Annotated in this window: 7 protein-coding genes; 4 read left to right on the top strand and 3 right to left on the bottom strand. The window is 53.1% G+C overall.

The annotated features are described in order from the left end of the window. Positions 1-1,272: 1,272 nt before the first annotated feature. Together KM934_RS03695 and mnmG are read right to left on the bottom strand one after the other, a co-directional pair. Positions 1,273-1,803: an adenine phosphoribosyltransferase gene (locus tag KM934_RS03695; RefSeq protein WP_215759273.1), complete on the bottom strand. Its 531-nt coding sequence runs from the start codon at positions 1,801-1,803 to the stop codon at positions 1,273-1,275. A 74-nt stretch (positions 1,804-1,877) separates the two neighbouring features. Next, positions 1,878-3,749, bottom strand: coding sequence for a tRNA uridine-5-carboxymethylaminomethyl(34) synthesis enzyme MnmG (gene mnmG / locus KM934_RS03690; RefSeq protein WP_215759272.1), 1,872 nt, complete (start codon positions 3,747-3,749; stop codon positions 1,878-1,880). 227 nt (positions 3,750-3,976) lie between these two features. Between mnmG and KM934_RS03685 the strand changes: the two genes are divergently transcribed. The 4 genes from KM934_RS03685 (at position 3,977) to KM934_RS13125 (ending at position 9,470) form a co-directional block, all read left to right on the top strand. Beyond that, a complete protein-coding gene (locus tag KM934_RS03685; RefSeq protein WP_215759271.1) occupies positions 3,977-4,654 on the top strand; it encodes a succinate dehydrogenase cytochrome b subunit in 678 nt (225 codons plus the stop codon). Positions 4,655-4,672: 18 nt separating this feature from the next. Then, the gene (locus tag KM934_RS03680) at positions 4,673-6,640 is read left to right on the top strand and encodes a fumarate reductase/succinate dehydrogenase flavoprotein subunit (RefSeq protein ID WP_215759270.1); all 1,968 of its coding nucleotides are present in this window, start codon (positions 4,673-4,675) and stop codon (positions 6,638-6,640) included. A 72-nt stretch (positions 6,641-6,712) separates the two neighbouring features. Continuing rightward, a complete protein-coding gene (locus KM934_RS03675) occupies positions 6,713-7,468 on the top strand; it encodes a succinate dehydrogenase/fumarate reductase iron-sulfur subunit (protein WP_215759269.1) in 756 nt (251 codons plus the stop codon). Positions 7,469-8,105: 637 nt separating this feature from the next. Beyond that, positions 8,106-9,470 (top strand): THUMP-like domain-containing protein, encoded by a 1,365-nt coding sequence (locus tag KM934_RS13125; RefSeq protein WP_252344880.1) that lies wholly within the window; start codon positions 8,106-8,108, stop codon positions 9,468-9,470. Positions 9,471-9,750: 280 nt separating this feature from the next. On the opposite strand, the gene KM934_RS03665 is transcribed toward KM934_RS13125, so the two are convergent. Beyond that, complete coding sequence (locus tag KM934_RS03665; protein ID WP_215759268.1) at positions 9,751-11,937, bottom strand: family 20 glycosylhydrolase; 2,187 nt, start codon at positions 11,935-11,937, stop codon at positions 9,751-9,753. Between the last annotated feature and the right edge of the window lie 171 nt (positions 11,938-12,108).

Genomic DNA, 12,108 nt, shown 5'->3' with positions numbered 1-12,108 from the left:
CTATCCGTATTAGGTGTGCTTCAGCCCTGGCTTCCCCTAACCTTTGGATAGAATTCCGTAGACCTTTCGTCAGTTCAACCTTGGCGATTCTCGGGCGAGGCTACGATGCTTCTCGGGTGCTGCGCTTAACCTTCACAGCCAAATCGTAAATCCTTCTCCGGTATTTAACAGCCCTTTCATAGGAGCTGTTTTAATCCTTCTTTGGCTTATCGCAACTTTTTTGTAGGAGCATCGTAAATCCTCAATATGGATAGTTTGTTACTTAGGATGACGTGTGGCCACGTCGTGTGTGGTACTTTCGCCTTTTGGATTGCGCCACTCGCCGTTTTCCCAATGTTTGTTTTCGCTTGCCTGTTCTTTCCTTTTTCCTGAGGAAATCGCATTGCAAATTTAAGAAAAATATGGGGGCTTGACAATAATTCAAAGCTTTTATTTTTGAAGCGTTCGTTCCTTTTCTTCTTTTCAAGTAAAAGCGTTGTTGGTTTGCCATTGCGTCTTATTCATGCGCCAACATTTTACCCTTCTCTTTCATGAAACTCTTACCTGTCTTTCTTAGGCGAAATGTTCCATATGCTTCTTTGTCGTTGGTTATAGAGTGCTCTTCCTGTACGTTGCCCCAATTTTATGGGCGTCAAGAGCGTTTTCGTAAGAGATAAACGTTTCGTCGTTATTTCTCTTTTTGTTGTCTGAGCCTTTTGGAACCTCTGAGGCGAGCGCATCGCTATGGTGTCCGCATGTAAGCGTTGCAGTTGTGTGCGCCCTTATAAAAACGAAAGATATTGGTTGGTGATAAAAGGCGTTACTTGGTAAGATTGGAAAGATGGCCTAAATGATGCCGATAGTTCCGCTAAGCGCATCCAAAAGGTTCTGATTCTCCGAATGTATCAGATGTGTTCTTGGCGTTTCTCTTGTGGAAAACGTTCTTTTAACGGTGTGTCGCATTTCCGCTCGGCTTGTTTTGTTATGTTGCACCTGTGAGCATGGCCATTCCTTGTGATGGGTATGGATTGGCTCCTTTCCTTTATAGGAATGGCGCCGATGGTGCGATTCTGACCTTTGTAGCTCTTTGTCTATGATTTTCTCCAATGGGTCCAACCAATCGTTTGTGCGCAAACAAAATCCCCAGGCATGTTCCTTGTTATGGGAATGTGCCTGGGGAATATGGTGGGCGTTGCCCAGTTGTGATGTGGGATGTGTTTTTCCTGAATCAAAAAGATGGTTCCAGTTATTCGGGCTCGACCGGATGTGTCTTGCGAAATCTCTGGGAAGACCTTAGAACTTAAGGAGGCTTGTTACTTCGATGTCATCGTCGAAGATGTCGCGAGCATTCGGAAACTCCGACTGAAGTTCAATGATGAAGTTGCAATAAACCTTTTTGGGATGGAACTTGCGAACCAAATCGCATGCCGCTTTCATCGTGCCGCCCGTGGCTAAAAGGTCGTCGTGGAGAAGAATCACGTCGTCTTCGGTGATCGAATCCTTGTGAATCTCGATGGTGTCGATGCCGTACTCCTTGGCGTAACTCATCTGGATGGTCTCGCAAGGCAACTTGCCTGGTTTGCGGCAAAGCACGATTCCTGCGCCCAAACGAATGGCTGCGGCCGAACTCATCACAAAACCGCGGCTCTCAATGCCCACGATCTTCGTGATGCCTTTGTCCTTATAAAGATCGTAGAGCTCATCCGTAATGATTCTAATGCACTCTGCACTCTTAAACAGTGTCGTCACATCGCGGAAATTAACGCCTTTAATCGGCCAATCAGGGATGCAACGCAAGTTGTTTAATAGGAATTGATTGTTCATGTTTAACGTTTTACTTTATGTCTAATTGTTTAATTCTTAGTGGTTTATCCGTATTCGTGTTTCACGTGAAACATTTAGCGCCCAAGTAGCACAAGCATCACGTTGATGTCGCTTGGGGAAACGCCGGGAATGCGACTTGCCTGCCCCAATGTGTCGGGATCGATGTGCTCCAGTTTCTGCCGGCCTTCCGTGGAAATCTCATGGAGCTCGCTGTATTTGAACCTTCCTTTGATGCGGATGTCTTCCAGGCGGTGCATCTTGTCGGCAACGATTTTCTCTCGTTCGATGTAACCTTTGTACTTGATGCGTATCTCGGCTGCTTCGGCAATTTCTTCCTTTCGGTTCTGTGGCGTATCAAGGGCTTCCTTTAGTTCTGGGATGATTTCTGCCAGTTGCTTGATGCTTACCTGCGGTCGTCCAATAAGGTCGGATATTTTGCATCCCATGCGGAGTGGGGTGGTGCCGATGGCCTCCAAAGCGCTATTGATGTCTTTGGGCTTCACGGAGGTTTGGTCGCAGAACTCGATGATCTTCCTGATGTTCTCTTTCTTCTCCAACCACCAGTCCAGTCGCTCTCGCTTGGCCAGGCCGAGTTGGTATGCCTTCTCGGTCAGTCGCGCGTCGGCGTCGTCCTGTCGGAGAAGGATGCGATACTCGGCGCGAGAGGTGAACATGCGATAGGGCTCGTCAACGCCCTTGGTCGTCAGGTCGTCGATGAGCACGCCGATGTAGCTCTCGTCGCGTCCCATGACGAGCGGTTCGCTGCCCGCACATTTCAACGCGGCGTTGACGCCTGCCACCAGTCCTTGGCCTCCGGCCTCTTCGTAACCTGTGGTTCCGTTGACTTGCCCGGCGAAGTATAAGCCTTCGATCACCTTCGATTCCAGCGAGTGGTTGAGTTGCGTGGGGTCAAAGTAGTCGTATTCGATGGCGTAGCCCGGTCGATAGATTTTTGCTTCCCTAAGCGCTGGTATCTCATGGAGGGCGCGCAGTTGCGTCTCCATGGGCATAGACGAAGAAAAGCCGTTGAGGTAAATCTCGTTCGTGTCCTCACCTTCGGGCTCGATGAACAGCGGGTGTTGGTCGCGGTCGGGGAAGGTGACAAGTTTGGTTTCGATCGACGGACAATAGCGTGGGCCTGTCGATTGTATCTGTCCGTTGTAGAGTGGGGAGTTGGCAATGTCGGCCTTGAGGATGTCGTGCACGCGGCTGTTGGTGTAGCATGTCCAGCACGGAAGTTGCTTGAGCCGTCGGTGGGGAGCCATGTATGAGAACTGCTGGTTGCCCTCGTCGCCGGGCTGCACTTCCGTGTCCTCAAAGTGGATGGAGCGCTTGTCGAGGCGCACGGGCGTTCCGGTTTTCATCCGTTCGGACCTAATGCCCCATCGGGTGATGCTTTCCGTAAGGTGGTAGGTTGCAGGTTCTGCGCACCTGCCACCCGGAACCTTGTGGTTCCCGATGTGCATCAGTCCATTGAGGAATGTGCCTGCGGTGATGACGACAGCCTTGGCGCGTATCTCCACGCCCCATATCGTCTTCACACCGACGGCCTGTCCGTTCTCCACTATTAGCTCCTCGGCTTGGTCTTGCCAGATGTCGAGGTTCGGTGTGCGGTCGATGACGCGTCGCCATTCCCATATAAACTTTTCTCTGTCACACTGGGCGCGGGGCGACCACACGGCCGGTCCTTTGCCTTTGTTGAGCATCCTGAATTGGATAGCGGTGGCGTCGGTGACGAGGGCCATCTGTCCGCCAAGGGCGTCGATCTCCCTCACGATTTGACCTTTGGCAATGCCTCCCACGGCAGGGTTGCAACTCATTTGCGCAATCTTGTTCATGTCCATGGTGACGAGCAGCGTCCTGGCTCCGATGTTTGCCGACGCGCACGCCGCTTCGCAGCCCGCGTGGCCTCCACCAATCACTATCACATCGTATTTAAAATCCATGTTTTAGTCTTTTCGGCAAAAGTAAGAAATAAATTCGATTTTTTATTCGTTTTACTTTGATTAATCATTAAAATATAGTATTTTTGCACTCATTAAGAGACTCTCGAATACCTAATATAAGGTATGGCGTGCCTCGGAGGACCCCCCCAGCCCTTAGGAATGGTCCTATAAAATCTAATCAGATTGGAATTAAATCTAACATTCAAATAATTAAAAATCAATCATTTATGTGGTTAATCAATTCTCCAATTGGTAGGAAAGTGGTGATGTCGCTCACTGGCATCTGCCTCGTTCTCTTCCTTACCTTCCACTGTGCGATGAATGTTGCTGCGTTCTTCTCTGGAGACGCATACAACGCCGTCTGCGAGTTCTTGGGTGCAAACTGGTATGCAGTTGTCGGCACGCTTGGCTTGGCATTCCTTGCCTGCTGCCACATCGTGTATGCTTTCATCCTCACGGCTCAGAACCGCCGTGCTCGTGGTGATCAGCGCTACGCAGTTTCTAACCGTCGTCCTGAGGTGTCTTGGGCCTCTCAGAACATGTTGGTGCTCGGCATCATCATCGCCATCGGTCTTCTTCTTCACCTTTACAACTTCTGGGCACACATGATGCTCGCTGAGTTCACGGGTGCGCAGAACGCCATTGGCGCCGCTGATGGCTTTGGCTGGATCAAGGAGGTGTTCTCTTGCCCGGTCTACTCCGTGCTTTACCTCGTTTGGATTGTTGCTCTGTGGTTCCACCTGACTCACGGTTTCTGGTCATCTATGCAGACCCTGGGCTGGAGCGGTAAGATTTGGTTGAAGCGTTGGCAGGCCATTGGCGTTGTTTACGTCACCGTTCTCCTGGGCGTGTTTGCCATTCTCGTGCTGAGCTTCTGGCTTGGCTTCGCTCCAAGTATGTGTTAATAATAAATTCAAATCATTATGTCACAAATAGATTCTAAGATTCCAGCGGGCCCCTTGGCCGAGAAATGGACCAACTATAAAGCCCACCAAAAGCTGGTTAACCCGGCTAACAAACGTAAGCTCGACATCATCGTCGTAGGTACCGGTCTGGCAGGTGCCAGCGCCGCCGCCTCTCTCGGCGAGATGGGTTTCCATGTTATCAACTTCTGCATCCAGGACAGTCCCCGTCGTGCACACTCTATCGCCGCTCAGGGTGGTATCAACGCCGCCAAGAACTACCAGAACGATGGCGACGCTGTGTACCGTCTGTTCTACGACACGATCAAGGGTGGTGACTACCGTGCCCGCGAGGCCAACGTGTATCGTTTGGCAGAGGTGAGCGCCTCCATCATCGACCAGTGTGTCGCTCAGGGTGTTCCTTTCGCCCGTGAGTATGGTGGCATGCTTGCCAACCGTTCGTTCGGTGGTGTGCAGGTGAGCCGTACGTTCTACGCCAAGGGCCAGACCGGTCAGCAGTTACTGCTCGGCGCCTACAGTTCATTGATGAAAGAGGTGAACAATGGCACCGTGGAGCTCCACACTCGTACAGAGGTTGAGGATGTTGTGATCATCGATGGTCGTTGCCGTGGCGTCATCGCCAAGGACCTTGTCAGCGGTAAGCTCGAGCGCTATGCAGCTCACGCCGTTTGCTTGGCTACCGGTGGTTATGGCAATGCTTACTTCCTTTCTACCAACGCTATGGGTTGCAACTGCACAGCTGCTATCCAGGCATACCGTAAGGGTGCTTACTTTGCTAACCCTTGCTTCGTTCAGATTCACCCCACCTGTATCCCCGTCCATGGCGACAAGCAGTCTAAGTTGACCCTTATGTCTGAGTCTCTGCGTAACGACGGTCGTATCTGGGTTCCCAAGAAGCTTGAGGACGCTAAGCGCCTGCAGCGTGGTGAGATCAAGGGCCGCGACATTCCCGAGGAGGATCGCGACTACTACTTGGAGCGCCGCTATCCCGCCTTCGGTAACCTTGTTCCCCGTGACGTGGCCTCACGTGCCGCTAAGGAGCGTACCGACCATGGCTTCGGCGTGAACAACACCGGTCTGGCTGTGTTCCTCGACTTCTCAGACGCTTTCCAGCGCCTTGGCCGCAAGCGTGTTGACGAGCGTTATGGCAACCTCTTCGACATGTATCAGGAGATTACCGACGTTGATCCTCACGATAACCCGATGATGATCTTCCCTGCTATCCACTACACGATGGGTGGTCTTTGGGTCGACTATGAGTTGCAGACCAGCGTCAAGGGTCTGTTCGCCCTTGGTGAGTGCAACTTCTCCGACCACGGTGCCAACCGTCTGGGAGCCTCTGCCTTGATGCAGGGTCTGAGCGATGGTTACTTCGTGATTCCTTACACCATGCAGAACTACCTGGCCGACCAGATCACTGTTCCTCGCTTCACCACCAACCTGCCCGAGTTTGAGGAGGCTGAGAAGAAGGTACAGGCCGAGATGGATCGCATCTACGACATCCAGCACAAGCAGGCCGACAAGAGCAAGCTCGTGAGCGTCGACACCATCCACAAGGAGCTTTATAAGATTCTGTGGAACCAGGTGGGTATGGCTCGTAACGCCGAAGGCTTGAAGTCTGCTCTTAAGAAGCTGAAGGAGGTTCGTGAGCAGTTCGACACCTGCGTTCGCATTCCTGGCTCTAAGGAGGGCTTGAACGTTGAGCTCGACAAGGCTATCCACTTGCGCGACTTCATCCTCATGGGTGAGCTGATCGCTTACGATGCCCTTGAGCGTAACGAGAGCTGCGGTGGTCATTTCCGTGAGGAGAGCCAGACCGAGGAAGGCGAGGCTAAGCGTAATGACGAGGAGTTCATGTATGTTGCTTGCTGGGAGTACCAGAAGGACGACGATACAGCCCCTGTCTTGCACAAGGAGCCGCTCAACTACGAGTATATTAAGGTTCAGACCCGTAACTATAAGTCGTAGTCACACCTTGTCTTCTTATATAAGGAGACGCGAGGAAAAGCAGAAACATTATTTAACTTCAGAACAATTCAAATGGATCAGAATATATCATTCACACTTAAGGTGTGGCGCCAGAACGGCCCTACTGCCGAAGGCCATTTCGACACCTTTGAGATGAAGGACATCCCCGGTGATACTTCATTCCTGGAGATGCTCGACATTCTCAACGAGCAGCTCATCGAGCAGGACAAGGAGCCGTTCGTCTTCGACCACGACTGTCGCGAGGGTATCTGCGGCATGTGCTCGCTCTACATCAACGGTAACCCCCACGGTCCCGCTCAGGGAGCCACTACTTGCCAGCTCTACATGCGTCGTTTCCACGACGGCGACGTTATCACCGTTGAGCCTTGGCGTTCGGCTGCCTTCCCTGTCATCAAGGACTGCATGGTCGACCGTTCAGCTTTCGATAAGATCATCGCTGCTGGTGGTTACACCTCTGTTCGCACGGGTCAGGCTCAGGACGCCAACGCCATCCTGATTTCCAAGGACCATGCCGATGAGGCAATGGACTGCGCTACATGTATCGGTTGCGGTGCTTGCGTAGCCGCTTGTAAGAACGGTTCAGCTATGCTGTTCGTTTCAAGCAAGGTTAGCCAGTTTGCTCTGCTGCCCCAGGGTCGTCCCGAGGCTGCACGTCGCGCCAAGAACATGATTGCCAAGATGGAGGAGCTGGGCTTCGGTAACTGCACCAACACTCGCGCTTGTGAGGCTGAGTGCCCGAAGAACGAGTCTATCGCCAACATCGCTCGCCTGAACCGCGAGTACATCAAGGCTAAGCTCGCCGACTAATCCGATCTTTCCATCACACACGATACGCTCACAGGTGAATTCCTTTTCGCCTGTGGGCGTTTTTGTTATAGCTTTCTTCTCATGCGCATTGCGGACGTTTATTTGATTTAGCTATCGCGCCCCAGGTGCGCTATGCGTGGCATGTGGATGGGGTTGCCTACCCAGATGGCATTTGCCCATAATGTTCAGGTCATGTTGAATGAATTTGCAACGTGTATGATGCTTATAGTGCCTAATATTGTTTCGAAGAAGTGATTGACACCCGTTGACGAAGCATCATTATGCGAGTAAAACTCTGCAACCAGTTTGGCCGCCTTGTCGCCAAACCAGCTGACGAAGCATTATTATGCAGGTAAAACTCACCTCGTTGTCGTCGAGGTGTTGGCTGCACGGGTTGACGAAGCATCATTATGTGGGAAAAGCCCCTAAGCAACGCAAGCCTATTTGCTTTTTGTTTTCCATCTGAATTGTTTTTCCTACCTTTGCAAACAAATCGTGATCCGAGCCTATGTCATTGCGCGCCGGACCAAGCATTTATAATTGTGATCCGAGCCTAAGTCATTGCGCGCCGGACCAAGCATTTATAATTGTGATCCGAACCTATGTCATTGCGCGCCGGACCAAACATTCAAGTAGCATGAAGAACGAAGCAACCCTCCAATTTGTCCAATTGCATAGAGAAGACGACGTCAATCGCCTTGCATTCTTAGGCGACAAGAACCCAGATGTGGATATGCCTTGGGCATTGGCCCAGATCAGCGGATGGCAGACAGCACGCCGCAAGTTGCCCTCTTGGGCTGCATGCGATGGTTTGGAATACCCGCCCCACCTTAATATGGAGCAGTGTTCAAGCGAGCCAACCGCCATCTATAAGGCTTCGTTGGCCTCCCGCCTGGTTGGCGCTGATGCGGCTGAACATGGCCTTTTGGTCGACCTCACGGGCGGTTTCGGTGTCGATTTCTCATGGATGGCGCGCGCCTTTGCCCATGCGGTCTATGTGGAACGCAACGAAACGTTGTGCCCGATTGCCCAACATAACTTTCAACAACTGGGACTCGACCATGTGGAAATTCATGTTGGCGATGGAGTAGCGTACCTGCAAACGATGCCGTTGGTACCCGAACGTACGACAGGCTGCTCCCACCCCCTGACCCTTATTTATCTCGATCCAGCCCGCCGCGACACCTATGGCCGCAAGGTCTTTGGCATGGAGGACTGCACCCCCGATGTCGTTGGATTGTGCGATACTTTGCTTCTGCGGGCCGATATTGTGGTGATTAAGCTCTCACCCATGCTCGACTGGCACGAGGCCGTACGCAAGCTTAAAAACGTCTCAGAGGTGCACGTCGTGTCGGTTTCCAACGAGTGCAAGGAACTTCTTCTCGTTTTGACGCGCGAAAAACGCCCTCTGCGCGTGTTTTGTGTCAATGACGGGCAGACGTTCACTTATTGTGTTTCCGGCGCTTCACGCCCCTTGGAAGGCGCTTTACGGGCTTCTGACGATGCTCTGCGTTCCTCCGATGATGCTTCATGCGCTCCAGGAATCGTTTCAGGCCGCCCTGCTGACGCCTCAAGAGTCATGCCAGATGAGGAGTTCCACAACGTTTCACTCCCTACACATTCGCCCGATGCCACTCCGAGCGTCCTGCTTGTACCCAATAGCAGCATCATGAAAGCGGGATGTTTCCGTGAGATAGCGGTGGCGTTTGGCGTTTCCCAGATCAGTTCCGACGCCCACCTGTATCTTTCGAATGGCGCCGTACCCCATTTCCCCGGTCGCCAGTTTCGCATCCTTCGCATCACCTCGATGAACAAGCGCGATTTGCGCCAGGCGTTCCAAGGCGTGAGCCAGGCCAACATCGCCGTCCGCCATTTTCCCCTTACGGCCGATGCCCTTCGCCGAAGGCTGAAGCTCAAGGATGGTGGCAGCCTTTATGTGTTTGCTACCACCATAGGCAAGGACCATCGGTTGATCCTTACCGAAAAGTTGGTTGCGCCCTAACGCCGTTCCCTGTCCTTGGTGCCCCGGCTCCTTGGGCCTGCGCTTATCCGTTTTATAGGTCCATTCCGTTCCACCTGCTCCTTACAGTATAGAAATGAAAAAGCCCTTTGTTGCATCCATGACCTTGCAACAAAGGGCTTTCTGTTACCCCCAATCGGCTGTTAACCCCCAATCTGTCATTAGGCCGAAATAGGAAGACGATGAGGAGCTTATCTAACGACCGATTAGGGATTCATCCTTACGCCACATGGAATCCATGAGGCAAAATCCTATCGATCGATTAGTATTCCATAGAGAACGTTATGCCACGGCGCATCATGTCGTTGGCCAGCGCCCCCAGACGCTTGATGAACGACTCCCATGAACGGTTCTCCTGCTGGCTCCATCCTGCCTCAGCCAATGCGATGGCGCGTGGGTAGGCTTGGTAGTAGATGCGCTCAGGCGAAGTGATGCACTCGCTCCACAGCGTTCCTGCCACACCAAACAGGTTGTTCTGCTCAAACTTCTTGTCGTGTCCCCAGGCAGGGTCGAGGCTGTAGGTAGCCTTGAGCGTAGTGGTGGGCATACCCCAGTTCACCTCCGGCATGTCGCCGTTGGCCATGGGATAGTCGAAGTAGCAGTGCTCTCCGGGGCAGAGCATGATGCGCGCGTTGTTCTCCACCGCAGCCTCAAGTGCCTTGTTGGTCAGTCCGTGTCGCCATGCGAAGGTGACGCATCCCGGCTGAATCTTCTTGAAATCGGTCTCATACCAGAACATGGGCGTCTTGTGATACGTGTCGCGCAGCAGTTCGATGACACGGTCGAAGAGGTATCCCTGCAACTGCCAGTTGTCTGACCGGTCGGTTGTGGTGATGCCCAGTTTCTTCTTCAATGCCTGACACTTCGGGCAGTCGGTCCAGCAGTTGAGCGCCGGGTTGCCAGCCTCGTCGCCACCGAGGTGGATGTATTTCGACGGGAAGATGTCGGCAATCTCCTTAAACACGTTTCCGAGGAACTCATAGGTAAACTCGTTGCCTGGGCAGAGCAACTCGTTCGACACGCCGCATGTGGTGCGGATGGGCACCTGTCGCTGGTGGCACGTCAGCTCAGGGAACACGCTGATGGCGGCCACCTCATGTCCCGGCATCTCAATTTCGGGAACAATCTCCACGTGATATCGTGCGGCATACTTCACGAGGTCGCGCATCTGCTCCTGCGTGTAATAGCCCTTGTAAGGCATTTGGATGTCGTCCTGTCCCCAGCGCGACGACGCCTGCTCCGTGAGTTGCGGGTACTTCTTGATCTCGATGCGCCATGCCTGGTCGTCCACCAGGTGCAGGTGCAGAGCGTTGAGCTTGTAGCGCGCCATCTCGGGGATAAACGCCTTCAGCTCCTCCAGGGGGATGAATGTGCGGGCGGGGTCCACCATCAGCTCACGCACATGCGTACGCGGCGCGTCCTTGATGGTGAGGTGCGGAATGGCGTCCACACAAGGCTTCGTACCCGATCCCAGCAATATCTGGTCGAGCGTCATCAGACCCCAGAACACGCCACGCGCCGTCTTACCCTTGATGCTCACCCCGTTGGCATCCACATCGATCGTGTATGCCTCGTCGTCGTCGAGTGTGGGGTCGAGAGAGAGCACCATCTCAATGCCGCGCTGACGACTGTTCACAATGTTTCCGATGCGTTCGCTGAGCATGTTGCGCGCCTGCTCCACCTCGTTGGCCAGCTTCTCGCCATCGCCCTGCTTCGCATACACGTTCCACGCCGTCTTCACGTTGAGCGCCTTAGCCCTCTTCATCAGGCTCATCTCCTGCGGCATGGGCACCAGGCACTGTGTGGGGTCGCTCACCTCCCAAGCCCATTTCTGCGCTGTGTAGAAGCGGCTCCATCCGGCAGCCTTCCTATACGCCTTCTCGCTACCCTTCGGTACGATGAGCTTCACGCTTCCCGGCTCCACACCGTCGAACGCCGTTATGGCAGCCTTGGGCGGCACCTTCGACAGCACCGTCACCGTTTTCAGTCCCGCCAGTCGTGCAAAGGCATACTCGCCGATGGTGGGCGTGCCCTCGATGGTGAGTTGGCTGATGCTCTTACATCCCGAGAAAGCGGCGGCGCCGATGTTCTCCACCGTGGCCGGGATGGTAATGGCCTGCAACTTATCGCAAGCGAAGAAGGCCTGCGTCCCAATGGTTTTCAGAACCTTTGGCAGGGTGATGTTCTCGATCTGATGGCGCGAGTGGAACGCGTTCTTGGGTATTTCCGTGCTTTGCGCCTCGCCGAGGTCGATGGTGCGCACTTGGAAACACAGGTCGCGCATTTGTCGATAGTCGCCGTTGCGATCTGTCGAGAGCTCGCCAGTGAGTTTCAGGCTGATGGCCATCGACTTCTGTTCAGGCTTCAGGTTGCCCATACGTGCCACGGTCTGTGCCGACATGGCAGCCGACAGCAGGGTTGCAGCCGACAAAAGAAAAAGTCTTCTCATGAGTCGTTATTTATTAGGTTGTTATATGTATTGTTTTCTATTTAGGCGTTTCGTTTTGCAAAGGTACAACTATTTGCGCTACCTTCGGCCAGTTTGCGCCTACAAATTCATTTTTGGCTCATCCGACATTTGGAGTGATAAAGGACACACGTGAGTATTTACGCTCAGACG

Origin of the sequence: Hallella faecis (assembly GCF_018789675.1) — a bacterium.
GTDB classification, from domain to species: Bacteria; Bacteroidota; Bacteroidia; order Bacteroidales; family Bacteroidaceae; genus Prevotella; species Prevotella faecis.
This window is presented reverse-complemented; position numbering and strand designations above follow the sequence as displayed.